We start from the raw sequence: 25777 nt of genomic DNA, 5'->3' as shown, positions 1-25777 counted from the left end.
ATCATAGTGCAAAATACTCTAGCGAATTCTAAAAAAAATTACGCAGAGAAAAATCACTTCACAGACTTTATCAAATCCTTCACATGATTAAAAATGAAAGAAGCACTGATCAAGTTGATTCCCATCGAAACTATGTAAATTGTATTTATATCTATAATAGTTTCAGAATTACCAAATTTGAAGTAGAAATAGACTAGATTAATGATAATAATTGCAACACTTAACTTTTAGATGTAGCCGAATTTATTGCGTAAATATTCATTTCCATTCATTTTATCTAGGCTTTAGTTTATGGGTCCCATCGCTCATGCGCATCCTCGTTTTTTAACGAGGATGCATAGATTATAGCATTTGCAATGCTGGAATATTCCATTTAAATATTGCCAGGATATGTTTCAAGTTATACACTTGATGACTTATTAATCCTCCTTACAACCAAAAGGCAAGGTAAGATTTTAACAACTTGTCTTTTTACTTTTATTTTCTTAAATCTCTATTTTGCCAAAGCATTCCAAATCTCCCATGACTTTTCAGCTTGCCCAATCAGCATTTCCAATCCATTAATAGTCTTTGCTCCTTGATTTTTACCTGCCTTCAGAAAGGCTGTTTCCGCTGGATTATAAACCAAATCATATAAATAATGATTATCGCTTAATGCTTTATATGGAAAATAAGGCTTTTCGTCAATATTAGGATAGGTCCCTAGTGGAGTGGTATTGATAATTAGATGATATTCTTGAATAACATCTGTCTTGCTATTTAAATCATCATAAGTATAATCAAACCCTGCTTTTCTTGAAACTACTTTAAACGGAATAGATAAATCAATTAGGACTTGCTTAATGGCTTTAGAAGCTCCGCCAGTACCTAATATCAATGCTTTTGAGCAAGATTTCTTGGGAATAAAATTTAGAAGTGAGTTTTTAAAGCCATAATAGTCCGAATTAAAGCCTTTGGTTTTCCCATCTTTAAATTGAATCACGTTGACCGCACCAATGGATTTAGCGTGCTCATCCAATTCATCTAAGAAAGGAATGATTTGTTCTTTATAAGGAATGGTAACATTTAGTCCTGCAATATCTTGTTGCTTTAATTCATCGAATTCTCCAACGCTTTCTAGTGGAAATAGTCGGTATTCACAAACTTGAATATTTTCCTTCTTAAATTTTTCGCTAAAGTATTTGCCAGAAAAGGAATGTTTAAGTGGAAAACCGATTAATCCATAGGTTTTCATTTTCCATCATTTTTAACATTCAGCATGGTGGCAATTTTTTCAATGGCTACCACTATGAAAATCCCTAAGCTCATCATCAGCAAAGCTTGCATTAATTGTGGGTCTTGTCCGGTTTCATTTAAAAATTGCTGAGGCAGAACGTTATGATCAAATAAAGGAACCTGTTCCCCTTTTCTATTGATACGGAATGTATCTACTACTTTCCATGGCCAAACCTTATTTAATGAACCGACCATAAAACCTGCCAGTACTGCTACTGTTGCGGACTGATAGTTTCTCAAAAACCATGATATTAATCTGGCAAAACTTAGCAATCCTATAATGCAACCCAAGGCAAAAATAGCCAATGTTCCAATATCTACTGTTTCAACTGCTTCGATTATATACTTATATTTTCCTAAAATTAAGAGGATAAAAGCTCCTGAAATGCCGGGCAGAATCATAGCACAAATAGCTATAGCACCTGATAAAATGACAAACCACCAGGCTTCCGGAGTTTGTGCAGGAGATGCTGAGGTGATAAAGTAAGCAATTGCAATACCAGCTAAACCCGCAATAATAGCTTTCCAGTCTTTTTTTTCAATATCCCTAGCCACTAAAACAGCTGAAATAATGATCAATCCAAAGAAAAAAGACCAAACCAAAACAGGATAGGTGCTCAAAAGAAAGCTGATCAACTTCGCTAAACTGATGATGCTTATGGCAATTCCTAATACTAATGTAATAAGAAAAGAGCCATTGATATGGCTCCAGAATTCTTTGAGTTTGAATTGGAAAAGTAATCTGAAAGCTGTTCCATCAACAGATTTAATGCTGTTCAGCAATTCATCATAAATTCCGGTTATAAAAGCAATGGTGCCTCCCGAGACTCCAGGAACTACATCTGCACTGCCCATTGCAATACCTTTTAAGAGTAATGTAAAATATTCTTTAATCGACCGCACGAAAAATCTATTTTTAAAGTAAGTCTTTATTATTCAAAAAATGGTGAAAAGTGTCACCTCTCAATCCTAAACGAATGGTTTCTAAAGGAATTACTTCATTTGGAGCAATATTTCCAAGGTTGACATTAGCACCTACTAATTTAATAAAATAAACTTGTTGCGCTTTCTGGGGAGCTTCCCAGATGATTTTTTCGAAAGGAATTTTTGTTAAGATTTCTTGAACCAGTCCTGAACGAACTTCACCACTGGCTCGAAACAAACCTACATTTCCTGCTTCTCTCGATTCTCCAATCACTTTCCAGGCACCAGCATCCAATTCAGTTTGCATGAGCTCAATCCATTGGTAAGGAGGAATAATTTTTTCAGCATCTTTCGATCCGACTTCTGAAAGGACCGTCACTTGATCTGACAGTTTACTGATATACTCACATTTCAAATCGTGAGGTAATTCAATAGATCCATCTGAGACCTCAGCAAAGGGCATATCATATTTGTCCAATAACTTTCGGTAGTCTTCGAATTGATCACGGATTACAAATGCTTCGAAAAGGGTTCCTCCGAAGTAAGTAGGGATTCCAGCTTCTTTGTAAAGTGCTAATTTGTCTTTTAAATTAGTTGTGACATAAGATGTGGCCCATCCTAGTTTTACTATATCAGTGTATTCACCGTTGCTATCGATAAAGTCTTCCACCTCTCTAAGGCTTAATCCTTTATCCATCACCATAGTGAATCCTACATCTCTTGGTTTGGCTGGTCTTTCAGGGATGTCTTTTAATTCGTAGTTCATGTTTTACTGGTTATCTTTTCTGAATTGGTCTATAATTTTGAACAATGCCTTCTGCGTTTCCACCCGTGGGAAGAATTCATAAAGCACTGTATGCATTTCAAAGTCCAAAACTAATGCATTTTCCAGAAAGATAAAGGCTTCTTTGTATTTACCGTACTCAATTAGGTAAGCCGTCATCCTATAATAAAGCTCAGCAGCATCAGGATTATCTTCCATGCCTTCCTTAATTATATTGATAGCTACCTCTAGTTCCCCTGATTCAAAATAGATAAATGACCAGTCCAGAAACAGGCTAACTTCTTCTGGATCAAGGGCTACAGCTTCTTCATAGGCATCAACAGCAGAGTTTTGATTGCCTAGTTGATATTCGGCATTGGCTAATGCCTGCCAATATTTTGATTCATGTTTATTAATTTTTATGGCCCTTTTAGAATAATGGACTGCTTCTATCCATTTTTCTTGTTGAATGAGGCAAAGTGACATCCCAAAGTAAGCTTCATCATAAAGGGAGTCAAATTTAACAGCTTTAAGAAAATACTTAATGGCTAAATCTGCTTGATCTAATTTGTCATATATTTCTGCCATTCTGCAGAAAACTTCAGCACTAGGTCCTTCAATTCGTAAAGTTTGGGAAAAAGCATCTAACGATTTATTATTTTTTTCTAAGGCAGAATAGGTATTTCCCATATTGAAATAAGCGGATGCAAAATTTTCATCTATTGCGACCGCAAATTCATAAGCTTCAATGGCTTTTTCATATTTTCCCAATTTATGTAGGACAACTCCCAAATTATACCAAGCATGGTAAGAATAGGGATCGGCATCAATAAACTTTTCGTAGTAGGCAATACTACCTTCCAATTGATCCGTTACGTCCAAGCAGTAAGCCAATTCGTAAATTGCGCTTTCATGGTCAATATTTTCTTCTAATACCGATTTATAATTTTTAATAGCCTCATCATATTTACCCAATTGCTGGTAGGCCATGCCCATTTGAAATAACACTTCATCTTTTTCTTCAGCAAAGGTTAATGCTTTTTCTAAACATTCAATGGCCTCTTTATTTCGATTGGAAATTGTTAGCACATTAGCTTTAGTCAATAGTAAATCAACATCATGGGGCTGAATATTTTCGGCTCTTTCCAATATTTGAAGTGCGCTATCATATTTAGTATTGCTTGCTAAAACATGCGCATTAAGAATCAAAAGCTCGACTGAAAAGGGAAACTGTTCTACCGCAAATTCACTGGCCTTGAGCGCCTTCATGAATTTGTCGTTATCCAAGTACAATTCAACCACTTTTTCTAGTTCTTCCACATCAAAAAAGTGGAAATCTTTGCCCTGTACATGATTCTCGAATTTTTTAATCAACTCTTTTTCTTCGTCTTTTCTGTTTCTGAAAAATTCGCTCATAAATAATGAATAAGTGGTTAAATCTACTTTATTATTGCGCTCAGTCACAACTTCAATCGGTATAGAATCAAATCGGTCTACGGAACGCAACTTTCCAATAAAGTAGTATCAAATAAATTTACTTATTAATAAGTGAAAACCAAGCAACGTGTAATTAATTTTTAAAGTTTATAATTCTCCGATTTTCTTCATTTCTTTTAGTGTATATTCAATTGACTGATTTAAACTTTTATATGAGATGCTAAATGTGTTTTGAGCCTTTGCGGCTACGTAAATATTCTTATTTCCAGCCATTTTTGCTGTTTCCATGGTGAGTGTTGCAGGTTTACCGCTAATTTTACTCCATATGTTTTCCATCACTGCACCCAAAATCACCATAAATTTAGGAATACCTATATTCGGAGCTTTTACATGGAGCTGTTTTGCGGTAGCTCTAAAAAAATCACGGTAGCTAATACTTCCTGCATTTAAAACGAACTGCTCATTTCTGATATTATTTGCCAAACTTTCTACAGCGATTTCTGCAACATCTCTCGCATCAATGTAATTAATCAATCCTCTAGTGTAAAAGGGCTTTTGGTCACCAACATATCCAAATAATTGTGCACTGCTTTGGTATCGATTTGCTGGCCCTAGGATAACGGATGGGTTCAAAATGATGATAGGTAATCCTGCCTTTGATAATTCCCAAAGTATTGCTTCAGCTTTTCTTTTGCTTTTCCCATAGTTGCTTAGAAATTCATCATCTGATTTAGGGGTATTTTCATCAATGAAATGATCAATAGAATTTTTACCTAATGCCGAAATGCTACTTATGAAAACAAATTTTTTAACTCCAACTTCCAGAGCATCCATAGCCAATTTAGAAGTCCATTTAGTATTAATTTGAAAGATTTTGGCTGCGTCTGACTTTTTATAGGAAACAAAAGCCCCAGCATGTATTACAAAATCAATTTTCACAGGAATCCGCAGGAATAAATTATCGTCAATTGAGTTTATCTCAATCCAATTAATTTTTTCTGAATCTACCTGAGTAACTGAATGAGTTCTTTTTGTCGCATAAATTTGATAATCCAGGCCAATTAATTTCAATATAATTTGCTGACCTAAAAGACCTGTGGCACCTGTAATTAATAGGTTTTTTTGCTTCATTAAATATTGAAAAGCCTTTTAAGCGTTGAAATAGATTTGCTATTATTATCATTGTAGTAATCTTGATAATAACCGTAGCCTTTATTTTCTTTTCTCACGGCATTAAAAATGATAGATATATTCTGAATATTGTTCAAGTTAAGACTTCTGTGCAGATCATTAACAAACGACCTTTTAGAATAATCAGCCCGTACAACGAAAAGTGAATGGTCAGATTTTTTGAGTGCAATAATACCATCAGAGACCAGGCCAATAGGAGGGGTATCCAACAGGATAATATCATATTCAGCCTTAAGTTCATTCAATAATTGGTCAAAATATTCGCTCTCCAATAGTTCAGCTGGGTTAGGTGGAATAACACCTGAAGGAATAAAATGTAAATTTTCTGTTTTAGTATTATTGACACAATCTTTCCAGTGAACTCCACCACTTAAAATAGAGCTCACACCTATTTCGTTTTGGTCCAGATTGAAAGCGTATTGAGCCCTTGGCTTTCGCATATCCAAATCCAATATAATCACCTTTTTACTGGACATGGCGAGTATGGCGGCCAAGTTCACTGAGATAAATGTTTTTCCTTCGCCACTCGTAGTGGAACTGATTGAGAGTACTTTTTTACCATCTTTAATACCAATGAAATCCAAGCTAGTCCTTAAAGTTCTGAAGGCCTCGCTTATTTGTGATCTTGGTTTCTCTGAAACAATTACCCCACTCTTCTTCGCTACATAACGATTAAGCCTACTTATTTTGGCAATAATTGGGATACTAGTTAACCTTTCAAGTTCATGAATGCTGTTGATTTCATCGTAAACCAGATACCTAAAGCCAATAAAAATAAAACTTAAAATAAACCCAACTGCAAAAGAACCTATATAGATTAAGTTGGTAGACGGACCGATTGGGCTTCTAGGTAAATTAGCTGGTGTCAAAATATCAACTTCTGAAAGTGTACCTGCCTGAGCAATTTCAAATTCAGTTTTCTTTTGCATTAAAGAAAGGTAAAGCTCTTCATATAAAGAGTAGAATCGCATTTTCTGGTTGAGTTCATTCGTTTTGGCTGGCAATTGGCTGAATTTGCTTTCAATCTCTCTTTTCCTGTATAAAATATTCTCTTTTCTTTCTTTCAGGATCTCCAATTTATTACTTAGGTAATTGTTAATCCTGTCTTTTAAAGAATTGATTTCTATTTTCCTTTGTTGCAACACCTGACTTTCCGTTCTATAGCGAGTCTTGGCAACTTGATATTGCTGTTTGAGCTCAGAAAATTCTTCGAATAGTGGTTGCATATTTGCTGGCAGCACCAAATAATTGATTTTGTCAAAGCTTAAGGTGTCCTTTTCAAGTTGTTCTTTAATGTTTTCTATTTCACCTAATTGGTAATTAATACCATATAAAATAGAGTCCATTTTGACCATTTCCGAAATCAGTCTATTGACATCTTCAGACGGATTAACTGTTTTGTTTTTTATTGTAAAATCTTCGATATAAGTCTCATAGTTCGATAGTTCATCCTCCGTTTGACCTAACTGTTTATTTAAGAACTCAATCTTAAGCTGATTGGCCCTGTTTTTCTGTTCTTTACTGTATTCAGTATAGAGTTCACTAATTTTTTCAACAATGGCCTGAACCTTATAAGGGTTATAATCTGCAAAGGTGATCTTGATGGTGTTGGCATTTAAATTCTCAGGTGCAACCGAAAGATTAGATTCTACATAACTTATTAAGCTTTCTGGTGTAGAGATACTAAAAAATAGCTTCTCAGTGCTAAAAAAGTGAGAGGTTTTCTCAAGTTTGTAACTGCATCCATTTAGCGTAAAATACTTTTCAAAGGTATGGGTAGTCCAATCTCCACCATCTGGATTGGTCGATATTTTAAAAGTTTCTTTATTGATTATATCTACATAAAATTTTTGGCCATAAGAAGCGCAAGATGCTTCATAACTAACGGTGAAAGGAGTGAACTTATATCTTTCTTCATTTTTGAACCTTCCTATAACATGATAGGATACATCAAGAGGCAACTTTCCAATTACCTGTTTTAAAAAGAGTTTAGAACGAATTAATTCTACTTCTCCAGATAAGGTATTTAAATTGGAGCTTTCTTCTTTTAACGGGTTAAAACCAAAAACGCTGGCTTCACTTCGCTTATTTAGTTTTAATTCTGCATAAGATTGGAACCTAACGTTAGTATATCGTACATAGAGGAAAGCTACAAATACAGTTATTGAGATAAGCAAAATTGCCCAAGGTAAGTTCTTTTTGAGGATGGTTTTTAGCTTGAAAAAATCTACCACCTCAGTTTCGTTGTTCAAGGGTTTATGAGACGATTTTGCATCTACATTTCTTTGGTATCGTGTTTGTTGATTGCTCATTGCTCTTGCCTACCTTAAGTTTTCAATCACAATAAACAATGTCACTACATTGGTAACAATACCAATTACGGGAGCAATATCCCGTACTGATTCTGTGAAAATCCTTCTGATAGGTTCCACATAAATAATGTCGTTAGGTAATACCTGCAAATTTGCTTTTTGCATTCCCTCAATAGTAGCCAAATTAATTACTTGAACTGAAGGGTCGTCTAAAGGGCCTCTAATTAACCTGATATTTCTTCCCTTAGAATCTCTATTTAATCCTCCTGAAAGAGCTAAAATTTCTAAAACAGTCATCTTCTCATTTTCAATTGGAATAACCTGTCCTCCCATGGCTCCTAAAACTACTACTCTTCGGTTTAAAGCACGTACTCTGACAAAAGGCTGGATATAATACTCTGAATATTGCTCCTTTAACATTTCTTGAAGACCACCAATAGAGTATCCTTCAATTTTGGTCTCTCCTAAAAGTGGTAAAATCGCAGTGCCATTAGGAAGAACTTCGAATTCTTTGTCTGGCATTAGTCGGCCACCGCCTGCTCCTCCTCCAGTAATGGCATTGAGTTCTAGGTTTGGATCAATGACCCGTTCTCCTTTATTGGTATACACTTCAATATTGACTTTGTCGCCAGACTGGATTTTATAGGCTCCTTCAATCTTCGAAACCTCTTCTTTAAAATTCTCAGAATTGATATCAGATTCAGATTGTAGAATAATATTCTGTCTGTACACTTTACAACCGCTCATCAACAGTATGAGTGCAAGAATACTAATAGGGTATATGTAAAATTTTTTGATAGCTTTGTTCACTACTTGTAAAAATATAACCAATTAAGCAAAAGACAATAATATAATAGAAATGCTTCTTAATTATTTACATAAACAGGCTTAAGTTGAGGTTTAAGATTGCCGTTTTTATCAATTGCCTTCAAATACCTTTCAATCACTATATTATGGTCAAACCTTCTTTCCACTAATTCTCTGCCCTTAATCCCCATTTCATAACGTGTTTCTGGAGACAAATAGAACATCTCCTTCATTTTCAGGGCCAAGTCTTCTTCGTCTTTCACTTTGCAAAGTATCCCATTTAATCTATGATCTACCACATTGTTGCAGCCAGGAACATTAGAAGCCACAATGGGTTTAGCGCTAGCGGCCGCTTCAAGTAAAGTTCTTGGTGTGCCTTCCCTATAACTAGGCAAGACCACACAATCAGCTTTATTGATAAATGGGCGAACATCATCTGTGCTTCCCAAATAATTAATATATCCTTCCTTTATCCATTCATTAAGCTCATCCGAAGAAATTCCCCTTGAATGTAGTTCGTCTAATTTTCCCAATAAATTGAACTTTGCATTCATTCCTCTTTCTTGTAAAATAGCAGCTGCAGCAACATATTCCCTGATCCCTTTGTCAATAATCAGTCTGGAAATCATCAAAAATTCAAAAGGTTCCCCTTCTGGTTTTTCTTTAGGAGGATGAGGAGTAAATTCGCTCAAGTCAATTCCAGAGCCAGGTATAACCTCGCAAATATTTCGCTGAATCAATCGTTTATCCATAAAAAGTTGATAATCTTCATGGTTCTGAAAAAACACTTTCTTAGGAAACTTGAAAGAAAACCTATACAGACTTAAGGCGATTTTAGAAATCCAATCATCATTTAAGAATATGGTTCCTAGTCCACTGACATTGTTGATCACAGGGATTCCCAATAATGCGGCTGCCAAAGTGCCGTAGATATTTGGTTTAATTGTATAATGCAAAATAATATCAGGCTTTACTCTTTTGTAAATGTTAAGTAACTCAAAAGTTAAACCTGTATCTCGGATTGGATTCGCTCCACGACTATCCATGGTAACATCTTGGAAAGTGCAACCTGCCTCTATTAACTTCACAGTATATTCATCATGAGGCGCAATAGCCACCACTTCATGCCCATCTTTTATCAGAGCTTGAATTAGGGACATTCTAAAATTGTAGATGTTCCAAGAGGTATTTAAAGTGATAGCAACTTTCATATCGTATTACAAATTTACTAATAATAACACTTACGGTTCTTTTTAAGTGGGGAGATTTCGACAGGTAAAGACTTAGAGCAGATTAGTTTGAATTATTCAGCTTTAAAATACCTATAAAAATCAAATATAACTGACAAATTGAAATTATTCCCATAGCCTTTCTTATTTTTGTACAAAAAACAAGTAGTTATGGAAATTGGAATGCTTCACTCCCACGTACTAGTGGTAACATTATTTTTACTTTTCTTATTATTTAAGACCATTCTGTTATTGGCCAACAAAAAGGAACTGTTGACAAAGATCAGAACAAAGCTTAAAATGGTAGATCCTATTTTAGGTGTATTGATGCTTGCCACAGGCGGTTATTTGTTATCTTTATATGGGGCTGCGGCTCCCACTTATTTATGGGTAAAATTGATAATAGTATTAATCATTATCCCAATTGGTATTGTTTCGTTCAAGAAAGAAAATAAAGCTATGGCTATTATAACATTAATATTGACTTTTTATATTTATGGAGTTTCTGAGGTAGGAAGCCTGAACTTTTCAAAAGGAGAAACCGTAGCGGTAAATACTGAAAGTCCCGCTAATGATGCGCAAGAAGTTATAATCGATGGCGCAATAGCAGATTTATTGAAAACAGGAAAAGAAGTTTACTTAGCAGAATGTAAAAAATGCCATGGCAAAGGCGGAAAGAAAGGACTTTTTAAATCTCCTGATTTAACTGAAAGCAAGCTCAATTTATCTGAAAGAGTAGCGTGGATTAAGAAAGGTCAGGGCGTTATGCCTGCCTATGAAAATGAGCTTTCAGAATCTGAAATTGAAGCAGTAGCACTTTATTTGGATGAGCTAAAATAGGGTTGTTGAAGAAAAATTATGATACCTTAAATAGGAGAATCAAATCTTCATTTTATGCGTAATCATAAATAAGAATACTGATAAAAATATATGCAATATAGTTCTGCAGAAGAAAACAAAGAGAAAAAAGCTGTTTTGGTTGCTATTATTACGCAAAACCAAAATGAGGAGAAAGTCAATGAGTACTTAGATGAATTGGCTTTTTTAACTTCTACTTTAGGCGCTCAAACCATTAAAAGATTTACACAAAGACTGGAAAAGCCAGATGTGAGGAGCTTTGTAGGGAAGGGTAAATTAGAAGAGATCAGTGCTTTTGTAAAAGCAGAGAATGCAGATTGGATAGTTTTTGATGATGATTTAACCCCATCTCAGCTAAGAAACCTTGAAAAGGAACTCAATGTCAAGGTATATGATCGAAGTTTATTGATATTAGATATCTTCTTGAGCAGAGCTCAAACTGCACAAGCTAAAACCCAGGTAGAATTAGCCAGAAATCAATATCTATTACCTAGACTAACTCGTATGTGGACTCACTTGGAAAGACAGCGAGGTGGAACCGCTACCCGTGGAGGTGCTGGGGAGAAAGAGATTGAGACTGATAAAAGGATAATTCGAAATACCATTACCAAATTAAAAGAAAAGCTTGCCAAAATTGAAAAGCAAAGTAGGACACAAAGAAAATCTCGTGGTAAAATTGTAAGGGTGGCCATTGTAGGTTACACCAATGTGGGGAAGTCCACTTTAATGACTTTGCTTTCCAAATCAGATATTTTGGCTGAGAATAAGCTATTTGCCACTGTTGATTCTACTGTCAGAAAAGTCAATTTTGAAGACATCCCATATCTTTTGTCCGATACAGTAGGCTTTATTAGAAAATTGCCTACTCATTTGATCGAATCGTTTAAATCAACTTTGGATGAAATTAGGGAGGCCGATGTGTTGGTGCATGTAGTAGATGTCAGTCATCCCACATTGGATGACCATATCAGTGTTGTTAATCAAACCTTAACAGATATAGGCGCAAGTGATAAGCCGACTCTTTTGGTTTTTAATAAGGTAGACTTATTGAAAGATGAAGAAGAATTGAGTGCAGATGAGAAAATCATGAATTTGAAAAATACTTATTGGAATAAGGAACAAAATGATGTGGTTTTCATCTCAGCTACCAACAAAGACAATATCGAGGAGCTTAAAAGCAAATTGAGAAAATTGGTCGAAGCCAAGCATTTTACAATTTTCCCTAATTATTTGAAAAATACCTATTACTAATTTAGCTTTGCTGCTTTTATTTTTCACATGAGCTTACTGCAGTGCATGTAAAAGTTGAAATAAATGACCCCGTAGTTCAACGGATAGAATTGGAGTTTCCTAAACTTTAGATGCAGGTTCGATTCCTGCCGGGGTCACTATCAGGACTATACTTTAGATAAGTGCCTGTACCGCTTTAGAAGTTTTCGGATAAGACTTACAAGTTGGACTAAATTTCAACTGAATACTTGCATTAATCACAGATTAGGATTCAATCAAATGGTATTGTGGAAAAAATTTAGGCAATTTTAGCTTTTCAAATTGCCTGTACTATTTCCATTTCACTTTTTTGCAAATCTTAATTTAGCAGCGTCCACTAAATAATAAACCATTGGCACTAAAAATATAGTCAAAATTAAGGAAGAGAGAAGTCCACCTATAATCACCCAAGCCAATCCATTTTTCCATTCTGATGCTGTTCCACTGGCCATTGCTATAGGTAACATCCCAAAAACCATTGAAAGTGTTGTCATCAAAATGGGTCTAAGCCTTCCTTTTCCAGCAATCAGTAATGCTTCTTTAAAATGCTTGCCTTCTAGTTTCAATTGATTCGTAAAGTCAACTATCAAAATGGCGTTTTTTGTTACCAAGCCCATCAACATAATTAAACCTAATAAGGCAAATAAACTTAAATTACTTAAGGATAAGTTTAGGGCTAAAAATGCCCCGATTGTAGCAACAGGAATTGAAAATAGAACTACAAAAGGATAAATATAATTATCATATAATGCGACCATGATAAGGTATATTAACAAAAAGGAAATAAGCAAAACAGAGCCTAATGCCCCAAAACTATCATTTTGACGCTTTATATCACTTCCCCAGGTCATTTCTATTCCTTCTGCTAAGGGATTATTTCCTAAATAGGCTACCACATCATCCGCCACAGTTCCTGAAGGACGACCTAAAGCATCAGCCGTTAGCGTTACTGCAGGTTGTCGATCTTTTTTCTCCAAAAGTGAGGGTGAGTTATCCAATTCGATCTTAGCAAATTGTGCTATTTCTATAGCTTGTCCCTTTGGATTAATAATGGATAATTGCTGTATGTCCTCATAGTTTTGTCTGCTAAATTCATCTAGCCAAATTCTAAGTGGATATTCAATTCCATCCTCCGTGAGGGAAGCATCATCGTTCCCAGTAAAAGCTGTTCTAATATTTAATCCTACATAAGCAGTGCTCAGTCCCAGACGCTGCATCTTATCTTTATCAGGAATTATTTTGTATTCAGGACTTCCTTCTTCAACTGAAAGCCTTACATTATCAGCACCAGGGATTTTCTCGATTATAGCTTTTAATTCATTTGCACTTTGCATAACGCTATCTAAATGACTGCTGCTTAAGGTAATTTCTATGGGTGCCGTGCGCGGAATTAATCCTAAGGCAGACATAGAATAATTTATTCCAGGAAATTGCTTTTGTAAATCAGCTCTTAATTTCCTCATGAAAACTTCCGTATCTTTTGCTTCTAGACCTGAGGCTTTCAATTCTTTTTTAGAGGTTTTTAATTGAATGGTGAATTCGGTTTTATTAGCTGAACCTACTCCCAAACTTCCAATTCCGGTGCTTGGTCCTCCGATATTGCTGAATACAGTCGATACTTCCGGTTGATTTAAAATGAATTCCTCAATTTCAGTCGATACAGCATTATTTTTTTCTATAGGAGTAGATTTATCAAATTCCAGTGCCATTTTGAACTTTCCTTGATCACCAGTGGAAATCAACTCTTTGCCGATAATGTCTTGTCGCATGATGCCTAAAGTCATAGCAAATAATAGGATTACTATAGCAGTAAAAGCAATTTTATGCTCTAACACCCAGTTAAGGAGCTTTCCGTACCAATCGGTAAGGGCATCAAGTTGTCTCTCAAACCATAATAGAAACTTGTTAAAGAAATTAGTGGGTTGTAAATCTTCCTTTTTACCAATTCGTGAAGCAAGCCAAGGGGTAAGGGTAAATCCAACTAATAAACTGGTAAGGGTTGAAGTAATAACTACTACAGAGAATTGTTTTAGCATATCTGCCACAAAAACCTGAAGGAATAGGATGGGTAAAAATACCACCACATCAACGAGCGTAATGGATAGAGCCGAAAAACCGATTTCCATTCTTCCGTCCATGGCAGCTTCTCTTTTTTTCTTGCCCATATCTAGGTGGCGCTGAATGTTTTCCAATACCACGGTTGCATCATCTACCAAAATCCCAATAATTAGGGACATGGCTAATAAAGTCATCAGGTTTAAAGTGTAACCTAAAAGCCACATTACGGCAAATGCGGTTACTAAGGAAGTCGGAATAGCCACCAAAACGATAATAGCGTTTCTAAAACTTCTTAAAAACAATAACATCACCAGAGAAACCAAAACAACTGCTAAAATAAGATCCACAACTACTGAATTTACTGCAGCAATAGTATTGTCGGTGCTATCATCTGCAATAATAAACTGAACATTAGAAGCTTTATTTTGCTCTTCAATTGACTGAAATCTCTCTTTTACTGCCCTAGAAACTTCAACTGCATTCGCATCTCCTTGCTTTTTGAGTAAAAGCCCTATGCCTTCTTTGCCGTTATATCGACTTAATGAGCTTATTTCTTTAGTGCCATCAGTTACAATTGCTACATCTTTCACGTAAATAGGGCTGCCAGGAAACGGCATGGAAAGTTGCACATTTTCTATATCTTCTAATGTTTTGAATTTACCAGTCAATCTTACGGAATTCAGTGCTTGATCTGTTTTTAAATTACCTGCAGGAACATCCACTCCAGATCGATTGATAGCTTCCACCACTTGCAATAAAGAGAGCTTATGCAGTTTTAATTTATTTTGATTTACCTTGATCTGAATCTCTCTTTCCTCACCTCCTAGCATGGTGATTTCCGCTACCCCAGTTATTTGTTGAATTTGAGGTAGGTATTCATCTTTCATTTTCTGATAAAATTCTGTGGAGGATAAATCAGAAGTGGCACTAATGGACATAATTGGTAAGTCGTTAGGGGACACCTTACTCATCACCGGACTTTGCACATCTGCGGGCAAATCTTTTTTAATATTGTCAATATAGCGCTGTGCATCCTGCATAGTTTTATCCAAATCAGTTCCATAATTCAAATTAGCTATGATAATGGATGCATTCGGTAAAGATTTTGTCACCAAAAAATCCACTCCTTCTAAGTTTGAAAGTGCATCTTCTATTTTTTCCGACACGGAAGTTTCAACTTCCTTTGGCTCTGCTCCAGGATAAATGGTTTTAATTACAACTACGGGCTGATTGAAATCGGGCATTAATTCATAGCTCAATTTTTTAAAACCAATAATACCCAAGAGGGTGAAAATGCTGAATAATACTATAATCAGCGAGGGTCTTTTGATAGAAATTTCAGTAATATTCATTGTTTCGCTGATTTAATTTAATTCCACATTTGCACCGTCAAAAAGATTGATAAAACCTTCTGTTACTATCACATCCCCTTCCTTTAATCCTTTTGAGATAATGGCTTTATCTTGAATTTTATCGGCTACCGTTATTTTCTGTAAAACAGCATTGTTATTTTTGATCAGATACACCTGTGCATCCGAAGAACTGCCCACCAAAGCAGAAGCAGGAATGCTAATCAGTTTGTTCGGGCTAGTTTTCAATATGCTAACTTCTCCATACATGCCGGATTTTATTTTTAAGTCTGAGGTGTTTTCAATTTCAAATTCTACCGGGAAATGATTGCTCATATTGGCTTTGCTTCCTATCAAAGTAATTTTTCCGGTGAATAATAAATTAGGGTATGCATCGGCTATAACGGTATGGCTTTGCCCTAATTCAAATAGATGAAGCACTGTTTCTGCTACATTAATGCTGAATTTGAGTGTTGAAATATTTGTTAATTGAATAAGCGGCATTCCAGGAGCCGCAAAACTTCCAATTTCACTCATTTTAGCAGTGATAATTCCATTAAATGGTGCTTTGATTTCTGTTTTGCTAATTTTATCTAAGGCTATTGCTTGCTTAACTTTAGCACTTTTTAATCCAGTTTTAGCCTTTTCAAGCTGAATTCCTTTTATAGCATCACTCTCAGCTAATGATTTATATCTTTTAACATCAGATTCTAAATCCTCAATTTGAATATTGACATTTTCTAATTCAAGTCTTAATAATGAGTTATCTAATTTGATTAAAGGCTGACCTCTCTTTACAATATCTCCTTCTTCAACTAAATATTGATTTATTTTTCCTTGTATTTCAGCGCTAATCTTGCTTTCTTTTTGAGCTTTAAAACTACCTGTATAGCTTGTTTTAAGTTGAAAATAATTGAAAGAAATGGTGTCTGCCTTAACAGCAATAGCTTTTTCTTTATCATATTGATAAATCTTATTTTCGGAAATGGCTTTATTGCTTTTCAATTTCATAGCCATCACTACTATTACCGCTATGCCTATGATTATACCGATTATTTTTTTCCAGTTCATTTCTTTAGTAATTAATATTTTTAATATTTCCTCTTAATTTCTTGAGCTCTAAATCAGCCTTTAGATAATCTATTATGGCAGTAAGGTTTGCTTGTTGAGCTTCCCTCAAAGCATTTTCAGCTAATAAGACTTCCGTTAAGTTTACTAAGCCTTCATTTTTTTGAAGGAGGCTTTCATTGTAAATTTTCTGTGCTAGTGCTATCTGTTCTTCCGTGGTTAGCAGTGATTTCTTTGTCATGTCTTTTTGCATCTCAGCATTTTCAATTTTCATAGCATTTGCCTCACTAATAAGCTCTTGCTGAAGCGCATTATTCTCCAGTTCAAAATGCTTCTGCTTCAATTTTCTTTTTGTGACCCCTTTATTGAAAATTGGATAAGAAAGTTGCAAGCCCACAAAGCTCATTGGAAAGAATTTTAAAAATTCATTAGGGGATTGATCGTAGCCGAAACCTGTGGTACCATAACTACCCACTAGGTTCACATTTGGGATGAATCGAGACTGATTTAACGTACTTATTTCACTTTGAATTAATTGCTCTTGTGTTTTGGCAATTTGATAATCCAAGATAATTCCGGACTCTTCCTGCAAACTTTCCTCAAATCTGATGTCAGTTTCTATTTCCATATTAAGATCCAAGGAAACTCCCATAGTAAATTTCAAAGCGTTATTTATTTGGCCATATTTATAGCTTAAATTTTGCTCTTGGTTTTTCAGCTGTGAAATTTGCAGCTCAATTTTACTAACATCGGTTCCTGTGGCTAGCTTTTCATCCTTTAAAGACTGAAGGTTGCCAAGCAGTTTTTCAGCGTTTTTTAAATTAGCTTTTACAAAATTGAGCTGATGGCTAATTATTTTGGCATTGTAGTAGAGGTTAGAAATCTCATAATACACCTCTTCCTCTGATTTTTGATATTTCAATTCACTTAGTTCCGATGCTAGCTTAGTGTTTCTGATAGCACCATTTATATCAGTGCTATATAAAGGAAGTGCAATTTGAAGGTTAGCATTGATATTATGGGGAACCCCGAATTGTATTTCGTTGAATTGTCCTTCCGGAGCCGCAGGATTGAAGGTAGAAAGAGGCATTAACTGATAGGGCAAATCAGTGAAATATTTATAATCTGCATTAGCCGTAACTTTCGGTAGTAGATGAGCTTTTGCCTCTTTTTCTCTTTCTTTGCCAATAGCAATAGAATTTCTTCCGCTTTCTAAGTTATTATTGTGGACTAATGCAGTATCAATACACTGCTTTAAAGTCCAAACTTGAGCACTTGCTATTTCCATTTTCAAGAATAGAAAAAGCATCAGCAATATTAGTTTGTGAGTATTTACTAACTTCATTGGATAAATTTTTTTAGTTATTCAATTCTTTTATTGAAAATATTGGTGATAAGTATCGAAAGAGGTTTTCAATTTTTGAATTATTTTGTCTGCTTCTTTTTCATTTTCAGCTTCAAGGAGTGCAGTAGTTAACTTCATATGAGGATGCAGCCATTTATGTAGCTCATCATGACTTGTGCCTTTCATAGTACACGACTTTACCAATTCGTCATTATTGGCTTTTAATTGCTCGGCAAGAATTTCATAATCCTTCCCTTCATATTTATTCAAAGATATTTCACTACGCTCCAAAGGTGGTTTCATTTCTTGATTTACCTCCCATCTTTGTCCATCATTCAGTTCAATGCCAAGTTCATTCTTGTCCTGCTGAATTTGACCCTTTTTTAATTCACTCTTTTCATTAGTAGTGGTACTGCAAGCACTCATTGTAAAAAATAGCACTATTGATAAATAGGTAATAAAGCTTAAATTCTTCATCATTTCTTCTTTAAAAGTTTTAAAAGTGTTTGTATCATTTTATGTCCTGGTTCCTCTATGTCATATTTAAAATCAGCAATTCGCCACTTAAACATAAATAGCCTAAAAGAACCCATGACCACATTTAGTAATTCCTCTACGGATATTTCATTTGTAAAAATGTCATCTCTTTGCCCTTGCATGATGATGGGTTTTAAATGTTTCATTTTTACAGTCATGATTTTATGTATAGTATCATTTACTTTCTGGCTTTCTTCCATTAATCCATCAGAGAAAACCGCTACCACGAAATATGGATTACTTTTGAAAAATGTAAATTGGCTGGTAAAGAGGCTAATGAATTTTTCTTCAACAGATTGATCCTCGGAAATAGCTACTCCATATCTTTCGTCCATATTTTTTGCCAAATACTCAAGCATGGCAATAATAATATCTTGCTTGCTAGAGAAATGACGGTAAATTGCGCTTTCAGAAAAATCCATTTCCTTAGCCAGGTTTTTTATGGTTAATCCTCCTACGCCAGAAGCAGTAAGTATTTTGCCTGCGGCTTCTATGATTTCTAACTGTCTTTTGGTTATCTTTTTCATATGTGAGTAAGTATTCACTAACAAATATATTATACTCTTTTTAAAAATAAAAGTTTTATGGATTCAAAAATTTCGATTTAGGCTAATATTGTAAATTTGAAAAGATTTAGCTTAATGTGAGTTTGTTATTGATTATTCAATTCAAAGAGATTACTTTTAAAATGTTACTGAGAATCTATTATTGACTATCATATTCTTATGCCCCAAAAAACCAATAAAATAAGCTGCGAAGAATGTACTACCACTTCATGTTTTGTAAAAAAGACAAATCCGGAGTGGTTGGCTAAAATCAGTGAATTCAAAAATCAAGTGGTTTACCCAAAAGGGCAATATATTTTCTCTGAGGGCTCTCCAGTATTTGGCGCCTATTTTATTCAGTCAGGGGATGTTAAAATTGTGAGTAGTAGTTTTTCAGGCAGACAAAATATTGTTCGATTAGCAAAGAATGGGCATATGATGGGACATAAAGGAGTGGCAAAGGAAAATTATCCAATAGGTGCGGTGGCACTCAACGATGCCCGTGTTTGTTTTCTTAATAATGAGTTGCTATATGATGCTTTTTTGAATAATACGCATTTCACTATTGAGATCATGATGTTCTACTCAAAAGAACTTCGTAAAAGTGAAATGCGAAACAAGTTCTTTGCCCAAATGACCACAGATGAAAAGGTAGCTTACGCTATTGTTTATGCAGGAGAAATAGTGGGACAGAAGAATAATAAAGGGCAAATTATGATTACGCTCAGTAGACAAGAACTTGCACAGATTGCCGGAACCAATGCCGAACAAGTTAGCCGAACCATTAGCCATATGAAAAATGATGGCTTATTATCCTTGGATGGACGTTGTATTTGCATTGAAAGCCTCCCAGAGATGTATAATTTACTCTCCGAGTACGAACAGTTTATTTAATTTCCTGCGTTTTCGCAGACTTATCTCTGTGAATAAACTTCTCAATGCCTGATCTGGAACATTTCTATTCTAAAGTTCTCTAGTGATATTTGTACCAAACAAAAAAGAATAAAAATATCCGAATATAATTAAAAGCATAGATTATGAAAACGCATAGAAAGACTCAGAATCGAATCACTTATTTGTTTTTTGCCCTGCTATTTCCTTTTCTTTTTTCGGCTTGTCAGCAACAAGAGGAAATTGTGAAATCGAACAGAAATAAAAATGAAGACATTAAAGTTCTTGGTGCAATGAAAGCCGAATTGACTTCTCCTCCAAACGTGCCAAAACCCATTGGTAAAAGAATGGCTAAAAGACTTTTTGTTGATATGGAAATTTTGGAGGAGGTAGCCGAAATGGACAATGGTGTTGAATACGTTTATTGGACTTTTGGTGGAAGCGTTCCCGGTTCATTTATTAGAACAAGAGTGGGCGATATAGTAGAATTCACGCTTAAAAATCACCCTGACAATAAATTACCACATAATATTGACTTGCATGCTGTAACCGGTCAAGGAGGTGGAGCTGAAGCTTCATTCGTAGCGCCAGGGCAACAAAAGACTTTCTCTTTTAAAACCCTAAATCCTGGGTTATATGTTTACCACTGTGCAACAGCTCCTGTGGGGATGCACATTGCCAACGGAATGTACGGATTAATCTTGGTAGAGCCACTAGGAGGTTTACCGCCAGTAGATAAGGAATATTATGTGATGCAAGGAGATTTCTATACTAAAGGCAAACACGGTGAAAAAGGTTTACAGGACTTTGATTTACAAAAAGCGGTAGATGAAAACCCAGATTATGTTGTCTTTAATGGGAAAGTAGGCGCTTTAACAGGAGAAAATGCGCTTACTGCTCAAGTAGGAGAAACCGTAAGAATTTTCTTTGGAAATGGCGGTCCAAATCTTGCTTCTTCTTTTCATGTAATTGGTGAAATTTTTGATAAAGTTTATTTAGAAGGCGGTAAGAGCATTAACGAAAATGTACAAACTACTTTAGTTCCAGCTGGTGGATCAGCAATTTTGGAATTTACTGTGGAATCTCCTGATAATTTGGTTTTGGTTGATCACTCAATTTTCAGAGCTTTTAATAAAGGCGCTTTAGGCATACTAAGTGTATCTGGAGATGAAAACCATGTGGTATATGACGAAGGTTCTGAGGCTGTACCTTATAACCCACAGTCGGAAATTGCAGAGAGTACTCCTCCTCAGGAAAAAGAAGTTGAAGCTGTAGTTGAAGAGCCAGCTCCAGCACCAGCTGACTTTGATCTCCAGACAAGTATCACTGCAGGGAAAAAGATTTATTCGCAAAACTGTTTAGCATGTCACCAGGCTGAAGGCCAGGGAATTCCTAAAACTTTCCCTCCACTTGCAAATTCTGACTATCTGAATGGGCATCCTGTTAAAGCAATTGACGCAGTGGTAAATGGTTTAACAGGTGAGATTACAGTAAACGGTGAAACCTATAACAGTGCAATGCCTGCTCAAAGATTGAGCGATGAAGATGTAGCGGCTGTGCTCAATTATGTTTACAGTAATTGGGGTAATAATGGGACAACTATTACACCGGAACAAGTTAAAAATAATAAATAAAATATCATGCTTAGATATTTCACCATAGCAATCTTGTTCTTATTCCATTTAAATGTAAATGGGCAAGATCTTGAGATGCGCAAAATTGAAGGGGGAGTCTACATCCCCCTTTATGGAAGCCAAGAAGAAGTGCAGGTTGAAATTGAGTCATTCTATATGGATACTAAACCTGTTACCCATCAAGAGTTTGCTAAATTTATCATGCAATATCCTCAATGGTCTAAGGAAAATGTGAAAGCCTTATTTGCAGATGCCAGCTATCTGATCAAATGGACTGCCGCTGGTGAAGTACCTGAGCATTTAAAAAACAGCCCTGTCAACAATGTCTCTTGGTATGCAGCCAAAGCTTATTGTGAATGTCAGGATAAACGACTTCCTACAACCGATGAATGGGAATTTGCCGCAAAGGCTAGTGAGAATTCAGTTGATGCTAGAGAAGACAGTTTATTCAATCAAAAGATAGTGTCAGGTTATGAAAAACCTAAAACCTACTTGAAAGAAGTAGGAAAAAGCAGTCCGAATTATTATGGTGTTTATGATTTACATGGCTTGGTTTGGGAATGGGTTTATGATTTCAACAGCATCATCATTACAGGAGAATCAAGATCCAATAATAATACAGATACCAATTTGTTTTGTGCAGGTGGAGCAGTAAGTGCCAATGATTTAATGAATTATGCCGCTTTTATGCGCTATGCAATCAGGTCAAGTTTAAAAGCCAGAAATACAATGACGAATATGGGCTTTCGCTGTGTACAAGATGCGAATGAATCCAAAAATACCAATTTATAAAAACAAAAATCATGAAGACATTAATTCTAATTTTCGCGGCCACTTTGTTATTTGCATGTAATAATGCGGAAGAAACCAGCATCAAGGAAGAAAGCAATGGAATTACATCCAAAGCAGAATTTAATGATTTATCAATTTTCAATATCACTTCCGAATGGACGACCCAGCACAATGAACAAATAGAGTTCAAAGATTTGCAAGGCAGCGTTTTAGCTGTGATTATGGTGTATACATCATGCCAAACAGCATGTCCGAGATTAGCGGCTGATATGCGCAATATTGAAGAGCAAGTGGCTGAAAAAGGGAAGGAAAATGTGAAATATGTTTTAGTTAGTATTGACCCTGAAAATGATACTCCCGAACGATTAACTCAATTTGGGAAAGACTATCAGTTGGAAGGCGATCAGTGGCTATTCCTAAGGGGAACGGAGGAAACGGTTAGGGAATTTGCCAATGTGGTGGCCGTAAAATACAAACAAATATCCCCTATTGATTTTTCGCACTCTAATATTATTTCTGTTTTTGATGCAGAAGGAGTTATGCAGCACCAGCAAGAAGGCTTGGGTGTAAACAATAAAGAGACTATTCAAAAAATAATAGAATTAAGTAACTAATAGCACAGAATGTACTTTTTGATTTAATTACTTTTGCATCAAAATGAAAAAACGAGTAGCCATATCATTCACCATACTTATTTTATCATTGCCCTTGGTAAAGGTGGCTATTCTTATTCAATTCGGGTTTAATCGTGATTATATTATTGAAAATCTGTGTGTAGAAAGAGATAAAACAATCAATACCTGTCAAGGACAATGTCTTTTATCTCAAAAGTTGAATGAGGCTCCAGATAAAGAAAAAGAACAAGCATCTTTTTTAGTTGAAATTATTGAGCAGCTTTACCTAATAAAAAACAAATATGTTGGCATCAAAGCAAATCATATCGTTGGCTATATTTCAAAAACACCTGTTAACCACTTATTTGTAATCAGGATTTTTGAGAGCCAGATCTTTCACCCTCCCATTTTTGAATAGACCATATTGAGACTAAAGCAGCGATCTTTTTTGCTGTTTAATCAAATTTTCATCTATTCAAAATTATAATTTTATGAATATTACTATTTCTATGTCAAAGGCAATTACATTGCTTTTGGCTATGTTAATAGGCATGTCTGCCTATGCGCAAAAAAAAGAAAAATTGACGTTTTTGGATGCCGAATCCAAAGAACCTATCGTTGGCTTATATTTCCAATATGCTAAGCAATCCGGAGCTTCAAATGAAAATGGACAAATTGAACTGTATTTTACTGAAGGGGAAGGATTGATATTGAGTCATATCAATTATGGTAAGTGGCAACTTAAATCCAAGGAATTATCAGAAGCTTTAATTTCAGAAGAGCCTTTATTGAAAAACAAGCATATTGAGATCCTTCAACCCGTAAGTGTTATTAGTTTGAGACCTAATCTGGCTGAAAAAGATCAGCAGTTAAGGTTGAATGATACCGAAAAAATCCATCATGATGCTGGGGCAGTATTAACACTGAATCCTGGGATCAACGCTATTCGTAAAAGCCCTGCGTTTGGCTTTGACCCTGTCATGAGAGGGTTTAAATACGATCAGCTCAATGTTGTGATTGATGGCCTTCAGTCAGCAAGTGCTGCTTGCCCCAATAGAATGGATCCTGGAAGCAGTCAAATTATGTTGAATCAAATCAAGAAAGTGGAAATCTTAAAAGGCCCGCATGCATTGCGTTATGGAAATGCATTTGGTACCATTAATTTTGTATCTGAGTCACCACTCTTTACACCTGAATTAGCTTTAAGCGGAAGAGCATCTGCTTTATATGAAACGAACGGAAATGTAATCAGAAATGAAGCGAAAGTGGGTTTAACTTCTGCTCAGCTAAATACTGGCTTACTTTTTTCTTATTCGACAGGGAACGACTATAAAGATGGGAATGGTAATTCTGTAGCCAGTGATTTCCAAAGAGGGAGTTTAGGCGCTTATCTCCATTATAAACCTACAGGGTCAGATCTTTTTTCATTAACAGTGAATAGAAATTTTGCTCGCGATGTAGATTTTCCAACACTCGGAATGGATTTGAGAACAGACGATACTTGGATGTTAAATGCAGCGTATGAAGGCGAACTGGAAGGACAATTTTTTACCAAATGGGTCAATAAGGGCTACTATACTAAAGTAGATCACTTGATGGATAACCTTATGAAGCCTTTGGATCCACGGTTGATGAATGCTTCCACTCCTGCAGAAACCGAGAACTACGGTTACCGATCTGAATTACAGAAATTAAGTAATAACGCTCAGTTTTTCCTTGGATTAGATTATAAATCTGAATCAGCTGAAGGAGAAAGGGTACGCGAACTCTTAATGGGACCAAATGCGGGAATGAAACTATACGATAATCCATGGCAAAAAGGGAAAATTGATAAATCTTCTCTTTTTTCTTCTTACTCCTTACAAGTGGATAATCATTCTTTCCATGCGTCTGGAAGAATTGAATATAACCGAGCACAAAGTTTGGATTCAGAAGAAACCTTTGAAAATATGTATGAATCCACAACTGCGAATGAAATTAACCCAGCCATAAGCTTAGGGTTCAAGACAGAGATAAATGATAATTTATCCACCGCCTTTTGGTTAGCAAGGGCACAGAGAAGTGCGGGCTTGACAGAGCGCTACATCAATTATTTTGCGGTGGGGGTCGATCCCTATGAATTACTTGGGAATCCAGGACTTAGCGCAGAAAAAAATAATCAAATTGACTGGGTTATTAGTTTTGATGAAAAAGTTTGGCAATCAGAAGTGAACTTTTTTGCATCCTACTTAACCGATTACATAGGAGGAGTTAAAACAGAACTTCAACCTAAGTTAATGAACAGCCCAGGCGTTCGGCAATTTGTAAACATTGGAGAAGTATTTAAGACTGGCTTTGAATTCAATTTCAATCATATGATTTCAGAAAGCTTAAGTCACTCGGTACAGTTAGCATATACGTATGCAGAGAATTTGAGCTGGGAAGAACCCTTGGCGGAGATTGCTCCTCTAGATTTAAGGTACGCCATTAGTGCTAATCTGCTGGACGATAGATGGCGTAGTAGTCTAAATTTCAGATTTGTAGATAGACAAAACAGAGTATCTGCTGAGTTTGGAGAAGTCAAGGCGCCTTCTTTTTATCTGATCGGTCTTGAATCTTCATTTAAAATTACTGAAAAGTGGCACCTGAAAGCTGGAGCTAACAATTTATTAGATCAGGCATACTATGAACATTTAAATCGGCCTATTTTAACTACTGGAGAAAAGATTTTTGCACCAGGTAGAAATTTTTATTCTATGTTAATTTATAGATTCTAATCCTTCAATAATCATATCTAATTAGAAGTTGGCAGTCCGTTTCATAGTATTTAGAATCGGTCTGCCAATTAATCTCAAAAAACACTAACAAACATCATCTTTTTCAAAATTATTTCGTAAAAA

Annotated in this window: 21 protein-coding genes and 1 tRNA gene; 9 read left to right on the top strand and 13 right to left on the bottom strand. The window is 35.5% G+C overall.

From position 1 onward, the window contains the following. Positions 1 to 493: 493 nt before the first annotated feature. The 8 genes from Q3Y49_RS04075 to Q3Y49_RS04040 form a co-directional block, all read right to left on the bottom strand. Positions 494 to 1234, bottom strand: a complete 741-nt coding sequence (locus Q3Y49_RS04075; protein WP_303270965.1) for a shikimate dehydrogenase family protein — start codon at positions 1232 to 1234, stop codon at positions 494 to 496. Next, positions 1231 to 2178, bottom strand: a complete 948-nt coding sequence (locus Q3Y49_RS04070; RefSeq protein ID WP_496559696.1) for a polyprenyl-phosphate transporter — start codon at positions 2176 to 2178, stop codon at positions 1231 to 1233. The genes Q3Y49_RS04075 and Q3Y49_RS04070 overlap by 4 nt, the downstream gene beginning before the upstream one ends. 13 nt (positions 2179 to 2191) lie before the next feature. Then, positions 2192 to 2965: a phosphosulfolactate synthase gene (locus Q3Y49_RS04065; RefSeq protein ID WP_303270963.1), complete on the bottom strand. Its 774-nt coding sequence runs from the start codon at positions 2963 to 2965 to the stop codon at positions 2192 to 2194. Between the two features lie 3 nt (positions 2966 to 2968). Beyond that, the gene (locus Q3Y49_RS04060) at positions 2969 to 4378 is read right to left on the bottom strand and encodes a tetratricopeptide repeat protein (RefSeq protein ID WP_303270962.1); all 1410 of its coding nucleotides are present in this window, start codon (positions 4376 to 4378) and stop codon (positions 2969 to 2971) included. 168 nt (positions 4379 to 4546) lie between these two features. Beyond that, on the bottom strand, positions 4547 to 5530 hold the full coding sequence (locus Q3Y49_RS04055) for an NAD-dependent epimerase/dehydratase family protein (RefSeq protein WP_303270961.1): 984 nt from the start codon (positions 5528 to 5530) through the stop codon (positions 4547 to 4549). Continuing rightward, on the bottom strand, positions 5530 to 7902 hold the full coding sequence (locus Q3Y49_RS04050) for a GumC family protein (protein ID WP_303270960.1): 2373 nt from the start codon (positions 7900 to 7902) through the stop codon (positions 5530 to 5532). The genes Q3Y49_RS04055 and Q3Y49_RS04050 overlap by 1 nt, the downstream gene beginning before the upstream one ends. Before the next feature lie 9 nt (positions 7903 to 7911). Continuing rightward, on the bottom strand, positions 7912 to 8649 hold the full coding sequence (locus Q3Y49_RS04045; RefSeq protein ID WP_303270959.1) for a polysaccharide biosynthesis/export family protein: 738 nt from the start codon (positions 8647 to 8649) through the stop codon (positions 7912 to 7914). 119 nt (positions 8650 to 8768) lie between these two features. Next, positions 8769 to 9920 carry a glycosyltransferase family 4 protein gene (locus Q3Y49_RS04040; RefSeq protein WP_303270958.1) on the bottom strand — a complete coding sequence of 384 codons (1152 nt, stop codon included), beginning with the start codon at positions 9918 to 9920 and terminating at the stop codon, positions 8769 to 8771. Positions 9921 to 10109: 189 nt separating this feature from the next. On the opposite strand from Q3Y49_RS04040, the gene Q3Y49_RS04035 reads away from it, so the two are divergent. The 3 genes from Q3Y49_RS04035 to Q3Y49_RS04025 all read left to right on the top strand — a co-directional run bounded on the left by Q3Y49_RS04035 (position 10110) and on the right by Q3Y49_RS04025 (position 12184). Then, positions 10110 to 10778, top strand: a complete 669-nt coding sequence (locus tag Q3Y49_RS04035) for a c-type cytochrome (protein ID WP_303270957.1) — start codon at positions 10110 to 10112, stop codon at positions 10776 to 10778. Positions 10779 to 10868: 90 nt separating this feature from the next. Further along, positions 10869 to 12047 carry a GTPase HflX gene (gene hflX / locus Q3Y49_RS04030; RefSeq protein WP_303270956.1) on the top strand — a complete coding sequence of 393 codons (1179 nt, stop codon included), beginning with the start codon at positions 10869 to 10871 and terminating at the stop codon, positions 12045 to 12047. 65 nt (positions 12048 to 12112) lie between these two features. Beyond that, positions 12113 to 12184, top strand: a tRNA-Arg gene (locus tag Q3Y49_RS04025). Positions 12185 to 12367: 183 nt separating this feature from the next. On the opposite strand, the gene Q3Y49_RS04020 is transcribed toward Q3Y49_RS04025, so the two are convergent. The 5 genes from Q3Y49_RS04020 to Q3Y49_RS04000 are packed head-to-tail and all read right to left on the bottom strand — an operon-like array spanning position 12368 to position 18949. After that, positions 12368 to 15475: an efflux RND transporter permease subunit gene (locus Q3Y49_RS04020; RefSeq protein WP_303270955.1), complete on the bottom strand. Its 3108-nt coding sequence runs from the start codon at positions 15473 to 15475 to the stop codon at positions 12368 to 12370. 12 nt (positions 15476 to 15487) lie between these two features. Beyond that, positions 15488 to 16543, bottom strand: coding sequence for an efflux RND transporter periplasmic adaptor subunit (locus Q3Y49_RS04015; RefSeq protein WP_303270954.1), 1056 nt, complete (start codon positions 16541 to 16543; stop codon positions 15488 to 15490). 4 nt (positions 16544 to 16547) lie between these two features. Further along, complete coding sequence (locus tag Q3Y49_RS04010) at positions 16548 to 17885, bottom strand: TolC family protein (RefSeq protein WP_303270953.1); 1338 nt, start codon at positions 17883 to 17885, stop codon at positions 16548 to 16550. A gap of 30 nt (positions 17886 to 17915) precedes the next feature. Continuing rightward, complete coding sequence (locus Q3Y49_RS04005; RefSeq protein WP_303270952.1) at positions 17916 to 18365, bottom strand: hypothetical protein; 450 nt, start codon at positions 18363 to 18365, stop codon at positions 17916 to 17918. Next, positions 18362 to 18949 (bottom strand): TetR/AcrR family transcriptional regulator, encoded by a 588-nt coding sequence (locus Q3Y49_RS04000; protein WP_303270951.1) that lies wholly within the window; start codon positions 18947 to 18949, stop codon positions 18362 to 18364. The genes Q3Y49_RS04005 and Q3Y49_RS04000 overlap by 4 nt, the downstream gene beginning before the upstream one ends. Positions 18950 to 19147: 198 nt before the next feature. On the opposite strand from Q3Y49_RS04000, the gene Q3Y49_RS03995 reads away from it, so the two are divergent. The 6 genes from Q3Y49_RS03995 (at position 19148) to Q3Y49_RS03970 (ending at position 25654) form a co-directional block, all read left to right on the top strand. Then, complete coding sequence (locus Q3Y49_RS03995; protein ID WP_303270950.1) at positions 19148 to 19861, top strand: Crp/Fnr family transcriptional regulator; 714 nt, start codon at positions 19148 to 19150, stop codon at positions 19859 to 19861. Positions 19862 to 20004: 143 nt separating this feature from the next. Next, complete coding sequence (gene nirK / locus Q3Y49_RS03990) at positions 20005 to 21492, top strand: copper-containing nitrite reductase (protein ID WP_303270949.1); 1488 nt, start codon at positions 20005 to 20007, stop codon at positions 21490 to 21492. 6 nt (positions 21493 to 21498) lie between these two features. Then, entirely contained in the window at positions 21499 to 22284 is a 786-nt protein-coding gene (locus tag Q3Y49_RS03985; protein ID WP_303270948.1) for a formylglycine-generating enzyme family protein, read from the top strand. Between the two features lie 11 nt (positions 22285 to 22295). Continuing rightward, the gene (locus tag Q3Y49_RS03980; RefSeq protein ID WP_303270947.1) at positions 22296 to 22898 is read left to right on the top strand and encodes an SCO family protein; all 603 of its coding nucleotides are present in this window, start codon (positions 22296 to 22298) and stop codon (positions 22896 to 22898) included. Positions 22899 to 22941: 43 nt separating this feature from the next. Further along, positions 22942 to 23316: a hypothetical protein gene (locus Q3Y49_RS03975; protein ID WP_303270946.1), complete on the top strand. Its 375-nt coding sequence runs from the start codon at positions 22942 to 22944 to the stop codon at positions 23314 to 23316. Between the two features lie 73 nt (positions 23317 to 23389). Continuing rightward, a complete protein-coding gene (locus tag Q3Y49_RS03970; protein ID WP_303270945.1) occupies positions 23390 to 25654 on the top strand; it encodes a TonB-dependent receptor domain-containing protein in 2265 nt (754 codons plus the stop codon). The last annotated feature ends 123 nt before the right edge of the window (positions 25655 to 25777 follow it).

The organism is Marivirga harenae, assembly GCF_030534335.1.
In the GTDB taxonomy this organism is placed as follows: domain Bacteria; phylum Bacteroidota; class Bacteroidia; order Cytophagales; family Cyclobacteriaceae; genus Marivirga; species Marivirga harenae.
The sequence above is the reverse complement of the archived record's forward strand: the minus strand, read 5'-3'. Positions and strand labels throughout refer to the sequence as shown.